This is a genomic window from Stenotrophomonas sp. YJH_SMC_94-11 (assembly GCF_059370435.1).
This window is the reverse complement of sequence record NZ_JCAFTR010000001.1, coordinates 865,016-882,563: the sequence shown is the minus strand read 5'-3', so window position 1 is coordinate 882,563 and position 17,548 is coordinate 865,016. Positions and strand designations below refer to the sequence as shown.

Sequence of the window (17,548 nt, the reverse complement as noted above, 5' to 3'; positions counted from 1 at the left end):
CGCCCTCTACGTGACCCCATCTTCAGGCGGATAAGCGATAATCGCGCCATGAACGTTCATGTCTCCCCCGATTCGCTGGTAATCGCCGGCAAGACCTATGGCTCGCGGCTGCTGACCGGCACCGGCAAGTTCAAGGACCTGGAAGAAACCCGCCTGGCGACCGAGGCCGCTGGTGCCCAGATCGTCACCGTGGCCATCCGCCGCACCAACATCGGGCAGAACCCGGGCGAGCCGAACCTGCTGGACGTGCTGCCGCCGGAGCGCTTCACCATCCTGCCCAACACCGCCGGCTGCTACACCGCCGAGGACGCGGTGCGTACGTGCCGCCTGGCCCGTGAACTGCTGGACGGCCACAACCTGACGAAGCTGGAAGTGCTCGGCGACCAGAAGACCCTGTACCCGGACGTGATGCAGACCCTGAAGGCCGCCGAGCAGCTGGTCAAGGACGGTTTCGAGGTGATGGTCTATACCTCCGACGACCCGATCCTGGCCAAGCGCCTGGAAGAGATCGGCTGCGCTGCGGTGATGCCGCTGGCCGCGCCGATCGGTTCGGGCCTGGGCATCCAGAACAAGTACAACCTGCTGCAGATCATCGAAGACGCCAAGGTGCCGATCATCGTTGATGCCGGCGTGGGTACCGCGTCGGACGCGGCGATCGCGATGGAGCTGGGCTGCGACGGCGTGCTGATGAACACCGCCATTGCCGGTGCGCGCAGCCCGGTGCTGATGGCCAGCGCGATGCGCAAGGCGGTCGAGGCCGGCCGCGAGGCCTTCCTGGCCGGGCGCATCCCGCGCAAGCGCTACGCCAGCGCCTCCTCGCCGGTGGACGGGCTGATCGGCTGATGACCAATCCTTTTGACAGCGCCGGTTCCAAGGCCCCGCCCAAGCCCTTCACCGTGAGCGAGGGCCGACGCGAGGTGCGCAGCTTCGTATTGCGCCAAGGCCGTTTCACTCCCGCCCAGCAGCGCGCGTTCGACGAACGCTGGCCGCGCTTCGGCATCGATTACAACGGCCAGCCGCGCGACCTGGACGCCACCTTCGGCCGCCTGGCACACAAGGTGCTGGAGATCGGCTTCGGCAACGGTGCCGCGCTGCGCTTCGCGGCCCAGCACGACCCATCGCGCGACTACATCGGCATCGAGGTGCACGCCCCGGGCGTGGGCCGGCTGCTGAACGCGCTGGCCGAGGACAATGCCGACCACGTGCGCCTGTACCACCACGACGCGGTGGAAGTGCTGCAGAACGAGATCGCCGACGGCGCACTCGATGAAGTGCGCATCTACTTCCCGGACCCGTGGCACAAGAAGCGCCACAACAAGCGCCGCCTGCTGCAGCCGGCATTCGCCGAACTGCTGGTGCGCAAGCTGCGCCCGGGGGGCCGCCTGCACTGCGCGACCGACTGGGAAGACTACGCCGAGCAGATGTGGGACGTGCTCGACGCAACCGCCGGGCTGGTCAACCGCGCCGGCCCGCGGGGCAGCGTGCCGCGCCCGGACTGGCGCCCGCAGACGCACTTCGAGACCCGCGGCCAGAAGCTGGGCCACGGCGTCTGGGACCTGTTGTACGACCGCACCTGACGATCGCCTGAGGACGCCGCGCCCCACATGGATACCGCGCTGACGCTGACCAACGACATGAAGCTCGTGCTCGGGCTGGTCGGCTTCACGATGGCGATGTTCCTGTTCGAGCGCATCCGCGCCGACGTGGTCGCGCTGGTGGTGCTGGTGGTGCTCGGTGTCACCGGGCTGATCGCGCCGGAGGAGATCTTCGGCGGTTTCTCCGGTAACGCGGTGATGAGCATCATCGCCACCACCATCCTCGGTGCGGGCCTGGACCGCACCGGGGCGCTGAACCGGCTGGCGGCCTGGCTGCTGCGGCGCGGCCACGGTGTCGAGCAACGGCTGCTGATGATGACCACCGCCATCGCCGGCCTGAACTCCTCCTTCATGCAGAACCCGTCGGTGATGGCGTTGTATCTGCCGGTTGCCTCACGACTGGCAGCGCGCACCGGGCTGACGATGCAGCGCCTGCTGCTGCCGATCTCGGCGGCGATCGTGATGGGCGGTGCGCTGACCATGGTCGGCAATTCGCCGCTGATCCTGCTGAACGATCTGCTGGCCTCGGCCAACAACAACCTTCCCTCCGGCCTGGCCACCATCGAGCCGCTGCGCATGTTCGCGCCGCTGCCGATCGGTGTGGCGTTGCTGATCGCTTCGTTGCTGTACTTCCGCTACTACGGCGACCGCAAGCTGATCGAAGAGGAAAGCCTGGTCAATGACGGGGTCACCCCGGCGCGCACCGAGAGCTACTTCGCCAAGACCTATGGCATCGAAGGCGATGTGTTCGAGCTGGTGGTGACCGCCGAGAGCCCGCTGGTGGGCATGACCCTGGGCGAGGCCGAGACCCTGCACGATGCGCCGCTGCTGCTGGCCCTGAAGACCGGCAACGACACCCGCCTGGCACCGCCGGCGGAGATGCGCATCTGGGTCGGCAGCGTGCTCGGTGCGATGGGACCGCGCCAGCAGATCAGCGACTTCGCGCAGAACCAGTTCCTGCGCATGTCCTCGCGCCTGAAGCACCTGGGTGACCTGTTCAACCCCAGCCGCGCCGGCATTTCCGAGGCAGTGGTGCCACCGACCTCGAACGTGATCGGCAAGAGTGCGGCCGATCTGCGACTTCGCAAGGAGCGCGGCATCAGCCTGCTGGCGATCAACCGCGACAAGCAGGTGATCCGCGAGGACGTGCGCGACGTGCAGCTGCGCGCCGGCGACATGCTGGTGTTCCACAGCATCTGGACCGACCTGGCGCAGGCCGCGCGCAGCCGCGACTTCGTGGTGGTGACCGACTATCCGACCGGCGAGCAGCGCCCGCACAAGTTCAAGATTGCGATGGCGATCTTCGCGCTGACCATCCTGATCGCGCTGACCAGCAAGCTGCCGGTGGCGCTGACGCTGATGACCGGCGTGGCCGGCATGCTGCTGACCGGCGTGCTGCGCATGGACGAGGCGTATGCCTCGATCAACTGGAAGACGGTGTTCATGATGGCCGGGCTGATTCCGCTCGGCTGGGCGATGGACTCCAGCGGTGCGGCCGCGTGGGTGGCCGGCCATACCATCGACAAGCTGCCGACCGGCATTCCGGTGTGGGTGCTGGAGGTGGCGCTGGCGCTGCTGACCACGGCGTTCTCGCTGGTGATCAGCCATGTGGGTGCGACCATCGTGATGGTGCCGATCGCGGTGAACCTGGCACTGGCGGCGGGGGGCAACCCGACCGCGTTCGCGCTGATCGTGGCGCTGTCGGCGTCCAACAACCTGATGACGGCCTCCAACCCGGTGATCTCGATGATCACTGGCCCGGCCAACTACACCCCGCGCGAGATGTGGCGGGTCGGCGGCCCGCTGTCGCTGATCTATACCTGCGTGGTGGTGCTGATGATCAACCTGATGTTCTGAGGTTGGGGGCTGTTTGCAGGGCTGCGCCCTGCACCTGCAGAAGCCAAAGCAACGGCAACAGCGTGCATTCCGTGGGATGGCGGGGTGGGTCCGGTTGCGGGGGACGCCGTGAACCCGTCCATGGGGGCTTGGCCGCGGCATCCATGCCGCGGACACCCCCGCAACCGGACCCACCCCGCCTTCGACAGATTTCTGCCATCTGCCGGAACGGCATTCTGTGCTGCTGGTGGGTGTCGACCTTGGTCGACACGGTGGATCCACGCCATGCGTGGATGCCTTTGTAGAGTCGAGCCGTGCTCGACTGCTTCCGGCCTCAGGCCAGGTAGACCAGCCCGTCGCGTACGTCCACCGGCACCGTACGCAGGCGGTCACCCTTGCACGGGCCGGCGATGCAGTCGCCGCTGTCCAGCGTGAACGAGGCGCCATGCGCGGCGCATACCAGGTGGCCCTCACGGCTCTTCAGGAACTGGCCTGGGGCCCAGTCCAGGCGGCGGCCAGCGTGCGGGCAGATGTTCAGGAACGCGCGCACCTGCGCGCCGTCGCGGTACAGCACCAGCGATTCGGCATCGCCATCGACCACCGCTTCGACCTCGGCAAACGCGCCATCGGCAATGGCATCAAGGGCGATCAGGGCAGCAACGATAGTCATGGCGAAGGCTCGGACGGTAAACCGGAATTGTCGCATGCCTGCTCAGGTGACTGGCTGCGACATGAACACAAGTCATTGATCCGTAATAAGCACAGGCTATATTTAACGAGTTTTTCACTCAATGACAGTGGCGCGTCCCGATACTCTGTTTTCGCTGATCCCAGCCTATCGAGCCGCCATGTTCAATCGCGCATCCGCCTTCAACCAGTTCCGCACCCTGTTCGCGCCGCGTAAGCCGCGTCATCCGCTGGTGCGCGTCGCCGTGGGCCTGCTTGGCCTGGCGATCCTGGCGGCGATGGTGTTCATCGGTGTGTTCGTTGGCGCGGCGATGATCCTGGTCGGCCTGGCGTGGAAGCTGCTGGCTTCGCGCAAGCCGGGCGTTGTGCGTCCGGTTGACCCGACCGTGGTTGAAGGCGAGTACCGCGTGGTGCGCAAGCCGGTGTTGCCGGCCTCGCGCTGATCCAGGCCTTCCGCGCCCGCTGACGGCGGGCGCCATGCGTTCTAGACTGCGGGCACGCCCTTCCTGGATGCCCGCATGTCCGATGTCTCCGATGTGATCCCTGCCGTAGCCCTGCCGCGTGTACCGGTAGCCGGTGGCGGCAGCTTCCCCGTGCACCGCATCTACTGCGTCGGCCGCAATTTCGCCGACCACGCCCGCGAAATGGGCGCGGCGGTGCCGGCGGCCGATGACCGCGGCCGCCCGATGTTCTTCAGCAAGCCGGCCGATGCGATCGTGGTCGGCCACGACGATGCCATCCCCTACCCGCCGGCGACCGCCAACCTGCACCACGAAGTGGAACTGGTGGTGGCGATCGGGCGCGATGCGCCCACCGGCGAGCTGGCCGTGGCCGACGCCGATGCGCTGGTCTATGGCTACGCCGTCGGCCTGGACCTGACCCGCCGCGACCTGCAGGCCGCAGCCAAGGACAAGGGCCACCCATGGGACGCAGCCAAGGGCTTCGACGCCTCCGCGCCGATCAGCGAAATCGTCCACGCCGAGGAAGTCGGCGACCTGGCCGCGCTGAACCTGTCGCTGGAGGTCAACGGCGAAGTGCGCCAGCAGGCACTGCTCGACCAGATGATCTGGAACGTGCCGGAGATCCTGCATGAGCTGTCCAAGCTGTGGCAGCTGCGTGCCGGCGACCTGGTGTTCATGGGCACCCCATCCGGGGTGGCTGCGTTGAAGCCCGGCGACCGCTTCAGTGCCCGCCTTGAAAACGTGGCCGAGCGCCACGGCGTGATCGCCGGCTGACATCACCTGCGCTACCCTGCGCGCTGTCCACTTCCCCACCGGAGAAAAACAACAATGGGAATGCTCACCGAGTTCAAGGAATTCGCCATGCGCGGCAACGTCATCGACCTCGCCGTCGGTGTGGTGATCGGCGCAGCCTTCGGCAAGATCGTGACGGCGCTGGTCGAGAAGATCATCATGCCGCCGCTGGGCTACCTGATCGGGCGCGTGGATTTCTCCAGCCTGGCCTGGACGTTGTCGCCAGCCCGGCTCGGACCGGATGGCAAGGAGATCCCGGCGGTGGTGGTTGGCTACGGCGACTTCATCAACACCGTCATCCAGTTCGTGATCGTGGCTTTCGCGATCTTCATCGTGGTCAAGGCGATCAACCGGCTGTCTCGCAAGAAGGAAGCTGCCCCGGCGGCGCCGGCCGAAGAAGTGGTGCTGCTGCGCGAGATCCGCGACAGCCTGAAGAAATAAGGTGTCGGGCGCCTATGGGCGCCCCTCCCACCTGTAGAGCCGAGCCAATGCTCGGCTGATCTGCAAAAGGCAGCCGAGCATTGGCTCGGCTCTACAGAAGCAGGCGAAAGCCCCGCCCTGGCGGGGCTTTCGCTTTGCCGGTCATGGCGGAAAACAGCGTTCGCGCCAGCCATGACCTCCCGCCCATGCGCCGGGCTGAACGACTGTTAAGCTCCAAGGCTTAGGTCCCTTCCCGGAGTTGTCCATGCGTCGCCGCGTCCTTGCCATCGCATTCTCCCTCGCCCTGCTGGCCGCCCCGGCCTTCGCGGCGCCGCACACCACTACCCTGCCCCCGGCGTCGCTGGCCACCGCCGCACAGCTGCGCGACCAGGCGCTGGCCGATGACACCGGCTGGAAGGTGGTCGAGTCGCTCACCACCGAGATCGGTCCGCGCATCGCCGGCAGCGAAGCCGACGCCCGCGCCGTGGCCTGGGCCGAAGCCAAGTTCAAGGCCCTCGGTTTCGACAAGGTGTGGAAGGAGCCGGTGACCTTCCCGAAGTGGGAGCGGCGCAGTGAACACGCCGCCGTGACCGGCAGGAACCCGCAGCCGCTGCAGATCACTGCGCTGGGCGGCAGCCCAGGCGGCGCCGTGGAAGCCGAGGTGGTGCGCTTCGCCGACCTGGCCGCGCTGCAGGCCGCACCGGCGGGTTCGCTGAAGGGCAAGATCGCCTTCGTCGATTACCAGATGCTGCCGTTCCGCGATGGCCGCGACTACGGCCGCGGCGGTGCGATCCGCAGCAAGGGGCCGTCCGAAGCGATCCGCAAGGGCGCGGTCGGCTTCCTGATGCGCTCGGCCGGTACCGACTCGCACCGCGTGCCGCACACCGGCATCACCCGCTTCGACGATGGCCTCACCCCGGTGCCGTCGGCGGCGCTGTCGGTGCCCGATGCCGACCAGCTGGCCCGCCTGCTGGCCCGTGGCAGCACCACGGTGAAGGTGGCACTGGATTGCGGTTGGGACGGCACCGCCACCTCCTACAATGTGATCGGCGAGATCACCGGCCGCAGCCTGCCGAAGGAAGTGGTGGTGATCGGTGGTCACCTGGATTCGTGGGACCTGGGCACCGGCGCGGTGGATGACGGCGCGGGCGTGGGCATCACCATGGCCGCAGGCCACCTGATCGGCCAGCTAAAGCAGGCGCCGAAGCGCACCATCCGCGTGATCGCCTTCGCCAACGAAGAACAGGGCCTGTACGGCGGCAAGGCCTATGCCGAGGCACACGCCAAGGACGTGGCCCTGCACCAGCTGGCCGCCGAGAGCGACTTCGGTGCCGGCCGCATCTATGCCTTCAACACCGGTTCGCCGAACCCGGAAGGCTCGCGCGAGGCAACAAAGCAGATTGCCGAAGTGATGAAGCCGCTGGGCATCGAGTACCAGGCCGACAAGGGTGGCCCGGGCCCAGACGTCGGCCCGCTGGCCGCCAAGGGCGGTGCGTGGGCGTGGCTGGCGCAGGATGGCTCGGACTACTTCCACCTGCACCACACCGCCGACGACACGCTGGACAAGATCGACCCGAAGGCACTGGCGCAGAACGTGGCCGCGTACACCGTGTTCGCGTACCTGGCGGCGGAAGCCGACGGCAGCTTCGGCAGCGAGGCCAAGGCGACCACGCCGCCGAACGAATGATGCGGTGACACAGGGGGGTCAGAGCCCTCGCCCTTGGCGAGGGCTCTGACCCCTGATCGTATTAGCTCTCCCAGACCCGGGTGTTACTTACCCCGATCGCCTGCGGCCTGAACAGCGGATCACGCTGCTTGCGCTTCTGCGCTTCGTAATCGCGCAGTGCGGCCAGGGCAGGCCCTTGCAGCAGCAGGATGGCGATGATGTTCAACCAGCTCATCAGGCCGACGCCGATGTCGCCGAGCGACCAGGCCACCGTTGCACTGTTCACCGCCGAGTACCCGGTCGCCGCCAGGAACAGCAGCTGGAAACTGCCCATCACCCACGGCGTCGGCCGATCGCGGCACAGATAGCTGACATTGGTCTCGGCCATGTAGTACAGCGCCAGGATGGTGGTGAACGCGAACGGCAGCATCGCCAGCGCTACGAACGAACGGCCGAAGCCCGGCAGCGCGGATTCCACCGCATGCTGCACGAAGCGTGGCCCGGCTTCGACGCCCGGCAGATTGCCCAGCAGCAGGCGCGCCTCATCCGGAATGCCGTTCACCGCCGGGTTGTAGACGTTGTACAGGCCGGTGGACAGGATCAGGAAGGCGGTCGCACTGCACACCACCATCGTGTCGATGTAGACCGAGAACGACTGCACCAGGCCCTGCTTGACCGGATGCGAAACCTCCGCGGCGGCGGCCGGGTGCGCGCCACTGCCCATGCCGGCCTCGTTGGACAGCACGCCACGGCGTACGCCCCACTGGATGGCAGTACCGATCATTGCGCCGAACGCCGCATCCACGCCGAATGCACTGCGCAGCACCAGCATGATCACCTCCGGCACCTTGTCCGCGTTGAGCACCATCACCAGCGCCGCGACCAGCAGATAGGCCACCGCCATCAGCGGCACCATCCATTCGGCCACGCGCGCGATGCGCCGCACACCGCCAATGAGGATGACACCCAGCACCACCAGCAGAACCGCGGTGGTGGTCATCGTCGGCACGTCCCAGGCTTCGTTCACTGCGCTGGTGATCGCATTGGACTGGGTGCCGGCCAGCATCGCGCCCGCCAGCACCGCCACCAGTGCGAACAGCACGGCATACCAGCGTTGGCCGAGGCCATTTTCGATGTAGTACGCCGGGCCGCCCCGGTACTGCCCCTTGCCGTCGCGGTCCTTGTAGATCTGCGCGAGCGTGGATTCGATGAAGGCACTGGATGCGCCGAGGAAGGCAACGATCCACATCCAGAAGATCGCACCGGGGCCACCGAAGGCGATGGCCATGGCGACGCCCGCGATGTTGCCGACACCCACGCGGCTGGACAGCGAAAGGGACAACGCCTGAAACGGTGAGACGCCGGCATCGGAACGCTCATGCCGGAACATCAGGCGCAGCATGTCCGGCAATGCACGCAGCTGGATGAAGCGTGTGCGCACGCTGAAGTACAGGCCGGTAAGCAGGCACAGCACCACCAGGTAGGGGCTCCAGACGACGCCCAGAATCGTGTTGACGATCGATTCGATGTTCATCGGCGGCCCCTCAGAAGAACATGCCCAGGGCAACCTGGGGGCTGACGATACGACTGGTGTTGCGGCCCGCCACGCTGAACTCCACGCCGGCGATCAGGCCCAGCGCCGGGCTGAAGTGGTACTCCACGGCCGGCGCCAGGGTGAGGCTGCGGCTGGCCGGGCGATGTTCGTCGATACGCTCGAAGGCACCGCTGGCGTTGCGCGCGAATCCACTCAGGCGCTGTCCGGTCTCACGGCTGGCGGCTACTTCCATCACACCTACCCAGCGCGAGTTGAAGCTGTACTCGGCACCCACCGACAGGCCCAGCACCGAGCCGCGGGAGATGTGCCCCTGGAAGCTGTCATCGGTGCCGTAGACGCTGGCCCCGGAAATCGCCGTGCGCGACGGCGCCGGCCCGGCGCTGAGCTGGGCACGCCAGCGCAGCGGACGCTCGTTGCCCAGCCACATCACCTGCTGCATGCCCAACGCGGCGGTGGTGCGCTGCACGCCGTCGCCCTGCGCATCGAGGGGATTGCCGGTGATGCGGTCGTGGCTGCCGGTGCTGAAGCGCTGCACCAGCGCGACCGAGATGGCCGGGCGCGTGCCATCGGCGTTGGGCGCCTGCAGCAGGTACTGCAGGCGCGCGGTGGTATCGCCAGCACGGAAACCGCTGCTGCGTGCGCTGCCCTGTTCGGCACGCGATGCACTGAGATTGACCTGGCCCATCACCCGGTCGCTGAAGCCGTAGATGATCGGCACCACCGTGGCCCATGCACCGCTGTGCTGCCCACTGCGGCGGCGATGGCCGCCATCGTCGTAGTGATCGCGACTGTCGACCCGCACCAGATAGGGTTCGATGTACCAGTTGCCCTGTGGCAGTCCGGCCGGGTTGGGGGTGATCAACGGGCCGGTGAAGTTGACACCGTCAAGACTGCGTTCGTCAGCCGCTGCGTGGGCACTGGCAAGGACGTTGGCCAGCACCAGCAATGCGACGAGGGTACGGCGAGGATGATGCATGACAGCCACTCCTGGACAGCATGGGATGGAATTCCACCCTGCGTCGCCAGAAGCGGCTGACCAATAAGGAAACTTTCAAAACGTCATGCGTGCTTGACGCAATTGCCGGCCCCGGAAGGGGTCAGAGCCCTCGCCTGCGGCAAGGGATCCGACCCCGAACGTGGCGAGCCGCTGGGGTCGGATCAGCCGCGGCGACTGGCCCATTGCGCCAGCAGTACCGCCGTGGCCGAGGCTACGTTCAGGCTCTCCACTGCGCCGCTGCCGGGAATCGAGACCTGCAGGTCGCACGCCCCCGCCAGGCTGCGGTCCATGCCCTCGCCTTCGGCACCCATCACATACACCAGGCGGGCCGGCAGCGAGCTGCGGAACACGTCATCACCGCCCTCGACCAGGGTCGCGGCCAGGCCGAAACCGGCTGCGCGCAATTGCGCCATTGCCTGATCGGTCTCCGGCAGCTGCACCAGCGGCACCGCTTCGGCACCGCCTTCGGCAACGCGCGCGGCGGCGCCGGACAGGGCCAGCGTGCTGCCGGCCGGCAACAGCAGCGCCTTGGCACCGAAGTGCGCGGCCGAGCGCAGGATCGCGCCGAGGTTGTGCGGGTTGCCCACACCATCCAGCCACAGCGCCAGCGCCGGGCCATCACCGACCTGCTGCAGCCACTGCGCCAGCGGCAGTGCCGGTGTGCGCAGCATGTCAGCCACCACGCCCTCGTGATGGGTGGTGCCGGCGAGCTTGTTCAGATCGCCATCCTCGACCACGCGGTAGCCCACGCGGTTGGCAACGCACCACTTCAACAGCGGCTGCAGGCGCGGGATGCGTGCTTCCAGCAGGTACAGCTTGCGCAGCGCCTGCGGCCGCGCTTCGAACGCAGCCAGCACGGCATTCAGGCCGTACAGACGCAGCTCATCGCTGCCACCGCGCCCACCACCGCCCGTGGCCGGCACCTCCGGGCGCGGCAACGGCGTTGCGCGCGGCGGACGGGCGGACGGGCGGCGGTTGTTCCAAGGGTTGTTCACTTACACACTCTCCTGCTTGCGCTGGCGCCAGAAATCGGCGTTCTTGATGCCCAGGGCATCAGGGTCGAACACCGGATCCAGGCCCAGCTTCTTCTGTCGTTCGTAGTCACGCAGGGCCAGCATCGCCGGCTTCTGGATGATGAGGATGGCGATGATGTTCAGCCAGGCCATCAGGCCGACGCCAATGTCGCCCAGCGCCCAGGCCAGGGTGGCATTGTGGAACGCGCCGAACACCACCATGCCAATGATGCCCAGGCGCAGCAGCAGCACGGTCAGCGGCCGCTTCCTGTTGTGGTTCACATAGCTGAGGTTGGTCTCGGCCATGTAGTAGTACGCCATGATGGTGGTGAAGGCGAAGAAGAAGATGGCCACCGATACGAACGCCGAACCCCAGCCCGGCAGCACCGCTTCCACGCCGGCCTGGGCGTAACCGGCGCCTTCCGGAATGCCGGCCAGGCCCTGGAAGATCGGCGCGGCGCCCTCCACCGGCGAGTACACGTTGTAGGTACCGCTGGCCAGGATCAGGAACGCGGTGGCGGTGCACACCATCATGGTGTCGAAGTAGATCGCGAAGGCCTGCACATAGCCCTGCTTGGCCGGATGCGAGACTTCCGAGGCGGCCGCTGCGTGCGGGCCCGAGCCCTGGCCGGCTTCGTTGGCGTAGATGCCGCGCTTGATGCCCCACTCCACAGCCAGGCCCATCATCGCGCCGAACGCGGCATGCGTGCCGAAGGCGCTCTTGAAGATGATGCCGAACATTTCCGGCACGCGGTCGTAGTTGATGATCATGATGATGATGGCCATCAGGATGAAACCGGCGGCCATGAACGGCACCACCACCTCGGCGAAGTTGGCGATGCGCTTGACGCCACCGAAGATCACCACGCCCAGCAGCAGCGCGACCACGATGCCGATCCCCAGCTTCAGCGCCTGCACCGATTCCATGCCGAAGGCCTGGCCATCGAGCGGACCGCACAGCGCGGTGCCACGGCAGGCGTTGATGATGCTGTCGGCGATGGCGTTGGCCTGCACGCCCGGCATCAGGAAGCCTGCGGCGATGATCGTGGCGATGGCGAAGGCCAGCGCATACCACTTCAGGCCCATGGCCTTTTCGATGTAGTACGCCGGGCCACCGCGGTAGCGGCCTTCGGCATCCTTGGTCTTGTAGATCTGCGCCAGGGTGCATTCCACGTACGAGGTGGACGCGCCGAGGAAGCCCATCACCCACATCCAGAAGATCGCACCGGGACCGCCGAATGCGATGGCGGTGGCCACACCGGCGATGTTGCCGATACCCATGCGGCCGGCCATCGACATGGCCAGCGCCTGGAACGAGGACACACCGGCGTCGGATTTCTCACCCTTGACGGTGAGGCGGCACATCTCGAGGAACCCCCGGATCTGCATGAAGCGCGTGCGCAGGCTGAAGAACAGGCCGGCGCCCAGGCACACGAAGATCAGTGCCTTGCTCCAGATGATGCTGTTGATGAAGTGTACGGTTGCTTCCACGCGCGCTCTCTCCAGTCGGCGGGTTGTAAGGACGTCCCGTCGGCTGGAGGGGACCGGTCGATTCTCCCTGATCGAAGGCCGCTGCGGTAGCGCCAGAAGACAAGGGATCGGATCCCTTGCGCGCCGCGCGAGGGCTCCGACCCCGGTTCGCCCTTATGGCGGGTTGGGGTCAGAGCCCTTTTCTGGCGAAAAGGGATCTGACCCCGAGGGCTCACGGCAGCTGCGTGCGCACCCGGGCGAAACGGCGCAGGTCGTGCAGCACGCCGCGCTTGTAGACCGCACAGCGCTCCACGCCCTCTTCCTGGAAGCCGTTCTTCTCCAGCACCCGGGCCGAGCCGAGGTTGAAGTCGACCACGGTGGCCTGCAGCCTGAACAGGCGCAGCTCATCCATCACCCACGGGGCAAACAGGCCGACCACGCGGGTCATCAGGCCCTGCCCCCAATAGGCCCGGCCCAGCCAGTAACCCAGCTCGGCGGTATGCCCACGCTCGGCCAGGCCCTGTTGGGCACCGACGCTGCCGCAGGCCTGGCCGTCGATCTCGATGGCCAGGTTCAGGGTGCCGGGAGCCAGCACGCGGCCGGCGAGGAAAGCCTCGCCATCCCCGCGCGTGTACGGGTAAGGAAAGCGGTCGCGCAGGCCGCGCGATACCTCGGCATCGTTGGCGTGGCGCAGCAGGGAGTCCAGGTCATCCGGGCGCCAGGGGCGCAGCTGGAAGCCGTCGCCTTGCAGGTCTGGGGTCAGAGCCCTTTCCCTTTGGGAAAGGGATCCGACCCCGCCGGCGTACCGGTCAGGCATGCCCGCCCACCGACGGCGATTCCGCTTCCTGCTTCTCCAGCTCGCGCTTCACCGCTTCCGGCGAACGGGTGTACGGCGCCAGCCGCGCGTAGAACGCCGGCACCACGAACAGCGACAGGAAGGTCGAGAGGGTCACACCGAAGATGATCACGATGCCGATCGTGCCACGGCTGGCCGAACCAGGACCACCGGCGACCACCAGCGGGATCGCGCCGACCACGGTGGCGATCGAGGTCATCAGGATCGGGCGCAGGCGCACCATCGCCGACTCGATGATCGCCTCGCGCACGCTGCGCCCATCGTCGCGCAGCTGGTTGGCGAATTCGACGATGAGGATGCCGTTCTTCGCGGCAAGGCCGACCAGCATCACGATGCCGATCTGGCTGAACAGGTTCACGGTACCGCCACTCACCCACAACCCGACCAGCGCGCCGAGTACGCCCAGCGGCACGGTCAGCATGATGGTGAGCGGATGGATGAAGCTCTCGAACTGCGCCGCCAGCACCAGGTACACCACCAGCAGCGCCATCGCGAAGGTCAGCAGCACCGCACCGCCGGCGCTCTGGTACTCGCGTGATTCGCCCTTCCAGTTCACCTGCGCGTACTGCGGCAGCTCTTCCTGGGCTACGTTCTGTGCCCACGCAATGGCCTCGCCCAGCGGATAACCCGGCGCCAGGCCGGCACTGATGGTGATCGAGCGCAGTCGGTTGAAGCGGTTCAGGGTGCCGGCCTCGGCCACTTCACTCAGCGTGACCAGGTTGGACAGCGGCACCAACTCGCCGGAGTTGGCGCGCACGCGGATCGCGGCCAGGTCGGCCGGGCTGGCACGACCATCGCGACCGGCCTGCACCAGCACGTCGTACTCCTCGCCGTTGTCGACGAAGGTGGTGACGCGACGCGAGCCCATCATGGTTTCCAGCGCCGAACCGATCGCGGTGACCGGCACGCCGAGATCGGCCGCACGCTGGCGGTCAATGTTCACCCGCATCTGCGGCCGGGTTTCCTTGTAATCGGAATCGGGGCCGACCAGGCCGGGATTGTCGGCCATGCGCAGCAGGATGCGGTCGCGCCACTGCGCGATCTCGGCATATTCCGGGCCGCCCAGCACGATCTGGAACGGTTGGCCGCCGCTGCGCACCAGGCCACCACCCACCTGCGTGCGTACGCGCACGCCGCGGATGGTATCCAGTTCCTTCTGCAGTTCGTTGGCGACTTCGGGCGTACCCTCGCTGCGCTGGCGCCACGGCTGCAGGAAGATGCTGACGCGGCCGGTATGCATTTCCTCGCTGGCGCCCCAGCCGCCCGGCACGCGGGGGTTGGCACGCACGATCGGCTTGTCCGGGCCGACATGCGGTGCCAGCAGCGCTTCCACCTGCTGCACCTGCTGCACGGTGTAGTCGTAGCCGGCGCCTTCCGGGCCGTCGATCATGATCTGGAACGAACCACGGTCTTCGGCTGGCGCCAGTTCCGAGGGCAGCAGCTTGAGCAGGCCCCAGCTGGCGGCCAGCGCAGCCACCATCACCAGCAGGTAGATCCAGGTGCGGTCGACATGGTGATCGAGCACTCGCCCATAGGCACCCGCAAGGCGTTCCAGGTTGCGGTTGATGAAGCCGTGCAGGCCTCGCGGGGCCTGCCCGGTATGCGGCTTGAGCAGCTTGGAAGCCATCATCGGCGTCAGTGTGAGCGCAACGAACGCGGACAACGCCACGGCAGCGGCCAGCGCCACGGCCAGTTCGCGGAACAGTCGCCCGGTGTTGCCCTCCAGGAAGCCGACCGGCAGGAACACCGCCACCAGCACGGCAGTGGTGGCGATCACCGCGAAGGCGACCTGCGCGGTGCCGCGCTTGGAGGCCACCAGCGGTGGTTCGCCCAGGTCGATGCGGCGCTGCACGTTTTCCACCACCACGATCGCATCGTCCACCACCAGGCCGATGCACAGCACCAGCGCCAGCAGGGTCAGCAGGTTGATCGAGAAGTCGAACGCATACAGCGCGATGAACGCCGCCACCAGGCAGACCGGCACCGTCACCGCCGGAATCAACGCGGCGCGGAAGCTGCCGAGGAACAGCCAGATCACCGCCAGCACCAGGATCATCGCTTCCACCAGGGTGGCGTAGACGCGGTCCACTGCAGCTTCGATGAAGGTGGTGTTGTCGAAGGCGACGAAGATCTGCGTGCCCTTGGGCAGGGTCAGCGCCACCCGCTCGGCCTCAGCGCGCGCAGTGCGTGCCACGTCCAGCGAGTTGGCGGTGGAGGTCTTGACGATGCCCAGGCCGATGCCGGGCTCGCCGTTGCTGCGGTAGTACGCGCGGCGTTCGGCCGAGGCCAGCTCGATCTTCGCCACGTCGCCCATGCGCACCACGTAGCCGTCGCGGCCCTTGCCCAGCGGGATGGTCGCGAAATCCTCGGGCTTGATGTAGTTGCGTTCCACGCGCAGGGTGAAATCGCGGTCGGTCGACTCGATGCGGCCGGCCGGCAGCTCCACGTTCTCGTTGCGCAGTGCGGTTTCCACGTCGCCGGTGGTCAGCCCGCGCGCGGCCAGCTGGTCACGGTCCAGCCAGATCCGCATCGCATAGCGCTGGCGGCCGCCGATGCGGACCTGGGCCACGCCATCGAGGCTGGAGAAACGATCGACCACGTAGCGGTCGGCGTAGTCGCTCAACTCCAGCGTGTCCATGGTCGAGGACACCATGTTGAACCAGATGATCGGGTCGGCATCGCTCTCGACCTTGGCAATCTCTGGTGGCCGCGCCTCTTCCGGCATGCGGTCGGCGACGCGGCTGACCGCATCGCGCACGTCGTTGGCCGCCGCTTCGATATCACGGTTGGAGGTGAACTCGATGCTGACCTGCGAGCGGCCGTTGGTGCTGCGCGCGTTGATCGTATCGATGCCTTCGATGCCGGCCAGCGCATCTTCCAGCACCTGGGTGATGCGGCTTTCGATGACCGCCGCCGACGCGCCGGTGTAGTCCACCGACACCGAAACGATCGGAGGGTCGATGGCGGGCAGTTCGCGCAGGGTCAGGCGGGTGAAGGACATCACGCCCAGCACCAGCAGCAACAGGCTCATCACCACGGCGAACACCGGCCGCTGGATGGAGATGTCGGACAGCTTCATCCGCCGCGGCCCTCGGTCGCGACCGGCGCCGGCGCGTCAGCCGGTTTGGCGCCAGAGGCCGGTGCGGCGTCCTTCGCAGCGACCTTCAGGCCCGGGCGCAGCTTGCCGGTGCCATCGACCACGATGCGCTGGCCTGCTTCCAGGCCCTGCCGGATCTCGACCACGCCGGCACGGCGCGCGCCGGTGACCACGTCCACCCGCTCGACGCTGTCGTCGGCCTTGATGCGGTACACGAAGGTATCGCGGCCGACCTGTACCACGGCGATTTCCGGGACCACCAGCGCCGGGCGCTCGGGGCGGAACAGGCGCACGTCCAGCAGCATGCCCGGGCGCAATGCGTGGTCGCCATTGGCGAAATCGGCGCGCACGGTCACCGCACGGGTGGCCGGATCGATGCGCGCATCGATGGTGCTGACCACGCCCTCGAAGGTGCGACCCGGCCAGGCCACGCTGGTGGCACTGACCTTGTCACCAACGCCCAGCGCAGCCAGCTCCACTTCCGGCACCTGGAAATCGACATGCATGTGCTCGATGTCGTCGAGCGTGGCGATGACCGTGGTCGGGGTCAGCAGCGATCCCGGACTGACCTGGCGGATGCCAAGCACACCGGCAAAGGGCGCACGCACGCGGCGGTCGCCAATGTCTGCCTGCATCTGCATCACGCGCGCCTCGGCGGCGTCGCGGATCGACTTCTGCGTATCCAGCGTGGCGCTGGACACCAGCCGCTGGGCGGCCAGTTCGCGCTGGCGCTTGTACAGCTGATCAGCTTCATGGAAGGTGGCCTGCGCCTGCACCAGTGCGGCTTCCTGGGCCTGCCCGCGCAGCGTCACGATCGGCGCACCGGCGGCAATGTGCTGGCCACTCTCGAAGTGCACTTTCTCGACGATCTCGCTGACTTTGGCAGTGACGCTGATCGACTCGCGCGCCTTGGCCGTGCCCAGTGCCTGCAGGGTGTCGTTCCACTGCGTGGGCTGCACGACCTGCGCGGTGACCGGCACCGCTTCGCCCTGCCGACGTGCGGCGGCCTCCTGTTTGCCTGCGCACCCGGCCAGCACGGCCAGGCTGAGGCCAAGGGCCAGGGTCGAAGCGATACGAGCCAACATGAACGGTCCTGATTGATC

15 protein-coding genes are annotated in these 17,548 nt (G+C 67.2%); 7 read left to right on the top strand and 8 right to left on the bottom strand.

The window, feature by feature from the left end; all coding sequences use genetic code 11:
• Positions 1-48 precede the first annotated feature (48 nt).
• The 3 genes from AC5P74_RS03930 to AC5P74_RS03920 are packed head-to-tail and all read left to right on the top strand — an operon-like array spanning position 49 to position 3,452.
• Positions 49-843, top strand: coding sequence for a thiazole synthase (locus tag AC5P74_RS03930; RefSeq protein WP_005418798.1), 795 nt, complete (start codon positions 49-51; stop codon positions 841-843).
• Entirely contained in the window at positions 843-1,577 is a 735-nt protein-coding gene (gene trmB / locus AC5P74_RS03925; protein ID WP_346607655.1) for a tRNA (guanosine(46)-N7)-methyltransferase TrmB, read from the top strand. The genes AC5P74_RS03930 and trmB overlap by 1 nt, the downstream gene beginning before the upstream one ends.
• A gap of 27 nt (positions 1,578-1,604) precedes the next feature.
• Positions 1,605-3,452, top strand: a complete 1,848-nt coding sequence (locus AC5P74_RS03920) for an SLC13 family permease (RefSeq protein ID WP_005418803.1) — start codon at positions 1,605-1,607, stop codon at positions 3,450-3,452.
• Between the two features lie 313 nt (positions 3,453-3,765).
• Here AC5P74_RS03920 and AC5P74_RS03915 read toward each other — a convergent pair whose 3' ends face one another.
• Positions 3,766-4,101 (bottom strand): Rieske (2Fe-2S) protein, encoded by a 336-nt coding sequence (locus AC5P74_RS03915; RefSeq protein WP_053501270.1) that lies wholly within the window; start codon positions 4,099-4,101, stop codon positions 3,766-3,768.
• 178 nt (positions 4,102-4,279) lie between these two features.
• Here AC5P74_RS03915 and AC5P74_RS03910 point away from each other — a divergent pair, with 178 nt between their 5' ends.
• The 4 genes from AC5P74_RS03910 to AC5P74_RS03895 all read left to right on the top strand — a co-directional run bounded on the left by AC5P74_RS03910 (position 4,280) and on the right by AC5P74_RS03895 (position 7,478).
• Positions 4,280-4,561, top strand: coding sequence for a hypothetical protein (locus AC5P74_RS03910; protein ID WP_065179501.1), 282 nt, complete (start codon positions 4,280-4,282; stop codon positions 4,559-4,561).
• A gap of 75 nt (positions 4,562-4,636) precedes the next feature.
• Positions 4,637-5,353, top strand: a complete 717-nt coding sequence (locus tag AC5P74_RS03905) for a fumarylacetoacetate hydrolase family protein (protein WP_005418807.1) — start codon at positions 4,637-4,639, stop codon at positions 5,351-5,353.
• 54 nt (positions 5,354-5,407) lie between these two features.
• Positions 5,408-5,812 carry a large-conductance mechanosensitive channel protein MscL gene (gene mscL, locus AC5P74_RS03900; RefSeq protein ID WP_005418809.1) on the top strand — a complete coding sequence of 135 codons (405 nt, stop codon included), beginning with the start codon at positions 5,408-5,410 and terminating at the stop codon, positions 5,810-5,812.
• 244 nt (positions 5,813-6,056) lie between these two features.
• Positions 6,057-7,478 carry a M28 family peptidase gene (locus AC5P74_RS03895; RefSeq protein WP_346608105.1) on the top strand — a complete coding sequence of 474 codons (1,422 nt, stop codon included), beginning with the start codon at positions 6,057-6,059 and terminating at the stop codon, positions 7,476-7,478.
• A gap of 61 nt (positions 7,479-7,539) precedes the next feature.
• Here AC5P74_RS03895 and AC5P74_RS03890 read toward each other — a convergent pair whose 3' ends face one another.
• The 7 genes from AC5P74_RS03890 to AC5P74_RS03860 all read right to left on the bottom strand — a co-directional run bounded on the left by AC5P74_RS03890 (position 7,540) and on the right by AC5P74_RS03860 (position 17,530).
• The gene (locus AC5P74_RS03890) at positions 7,540-8,991 is read right to left on the bottom strand and encodes an alanine/glycine:cation symporter family protein (protein ID WP_346608106.1); all 1,452 of its coding nucleotides are present in this window, start codon (positions 8,989-8,991) and stop codon (positions 7,540-7,542) included.
• 10 nt (positions 8,992-9,001) lie between these two features.
• The gene (locus AC5P74_RS03885; protein ID WP_329843334.1) at positions 9,002-9,988 is read right to left on the bottom strand and encodes a transporter family protein; all 987 of its coding nucleotides are present in this window, start codon (positions 9,986-9,988) and stop codon (positions 9,002-9,004) included.
• A 182-nt stretch (positions 9,989-10,170) separates the two neighbouring features.
• On the bottom strand, positions 10,171-11,004 hold the full coding sequence (locus AC5P74_RS03880; RefSeq protein WP_053500566.1) for a TrmH family RNA methyltransferase: 834 nt from the start codon (positions 11,002-11,004) through the stop codon (positions 10,171-10,173).
• A complete protein-coding gene (locus AC5P74_RS03875; protein ID WP_005418815.1) occupies positions 11,005-12,513 on the bottom strand; it encodes an alanine/glycine:cation symporter family protein in 1,509 nt (502 codons plus the stop codon).
• Between the two features lie 211 nt (positions 12,514-12,724).
• Positions 12,725-13,309, bottom strand: coding sequence for a GNAT family N-acetyltransferase (locus AC5P74_RS03870; RefSeq protein WP_005418816.1), 585 nt, complete (start codon positions 13,307-13,309; stop codon positions 12,725-12,727).
• Positions 13,302-16,427: an efflux RND transporter permease subunit gene (locus AC5P74_RS03865; RefSeq protein WP_005418827.1), complete on the bottom strand. Its 3,126-nt coding sequence runs from the start codon at positions 16,425-16,427 to the stop codon at positions 13,302-13,304. Before AC5P74_RS03865 ends, AC5P74_RS03870 begins: the two co-directional genes overlap by 8 nt.
• Positions 16,424-17,530, bottom strand: coding sequence for an efflux RND transporter periplasmic adaptor subunit (locus AC5P74_RS03860; protein ID WP_053500562.1), 1,107 nt, complete (start codon positions 17,528-17,530; stop codon positions 16,424-16,426). The genes AC5P74_RS03865 and AC5P74_RS03860 overlap by 4 nt, the downstream gene beginning before the upstream one ends.
• Positions 17,531-17,548 lie beyond the last annotated feature (18 nt).

Excerpts from the sequence above, each read along its gene's own strand:
- AC5P74_RS03930 (WP_005418798.1), top strand. The coding sequence starts at position 49 with ATGAACGTTCATGTCTCCCCCGATTCGCTGGTAATCGCCGGCAAGACC.
- trmB (WP_346607655.1), top strand. The coding sequence starts at position 843 with ATGACCAATCCTTTTGACAGCGCCGGTTCCAAGGCCCCGCCCAAGCCC.
- AC5P74_RS03920 (WP_005418803.1), top strand. The coding sequence starts at position 1,605 with ATGGATACCGCGCTGACGCTGACCAACGACATGAAGCTCGTGCTCGGG.
- AC5P74_RS03915 (WP_053501270.1), bottom strand. The coding sequence starts at position 4,101 with ATGACTATCGTTGCTGCCCTGATCGCCCTTGATGCCATTGCCGATGGC.
- AC5P74_RS03910 (WP_065179501.1), top strand. The coding sequence starts at position 4,280 with ATGTTCAATCGCGCATCCGCCTTCAACCAGTTCCGCACCCTGTTCGCG.
- AC5P74_RS03905 (WP_005418807.1), top strand. The coding sequence starts at position 4,637 with ATGTCCGATGTCTCCGATGTGATCCCTGCCGTAGCCCTGCCGCGTGTA.
- mscL (WP_005418809.1), top strand. The coding sequence starts at position 5,408 with ATGGGAATGCTCACCGAGTTCAAGGAATTCGCCATGCGCGGCAACGTC.
- AC5P74_RS03895 (WP_346608105.1), top strand. The coding sequence starts at position 6,057 with ATGCGTCGCCGCGTCCTTGCCATCGCATTCTCCCTCGCCCTGCTGGCC.
- AC5P74_RS03890 (WP_346608106.1), bottom strand. The coding sequence starts at position 8,991 with ATGAACATCGAATCGATCGTCAACACGATTCTGGGCGTCGTCTGGAGC.
- AC5P74_RS03885 (WP_329843334.1), bottom strand. The coding sequence starts at position 9,988 with ATGCATCATCCTCGCCGTACCCTCGTCGCATTGCTGGTGCTGGCCAAC.
- AC5P74_RS03870 (WP_005418816.1), bottom strand. The coding sequence starts at position 13,309 with ATGCCTGACCGGTACGCCGGCGGGGTCGGATCCCTTTCCCAAAGGGAA.
- AC5P74_RS03865 (WP_005418827.1), bottom strand. The coding sequence starts at position 16,427 with ATGAAGCTGTCCGACATCTCCATCCAGCGGCCGGTGTTCGCCGTGGTG.
- AC5P74_RS03860 (WP_053500562.1), bottom strand. The coding sequence starts at position 17,530 with ATGTTGGCTCGTATCGCTTCGACCCTGGCCCTTGGCCTCAGCCTGGCC.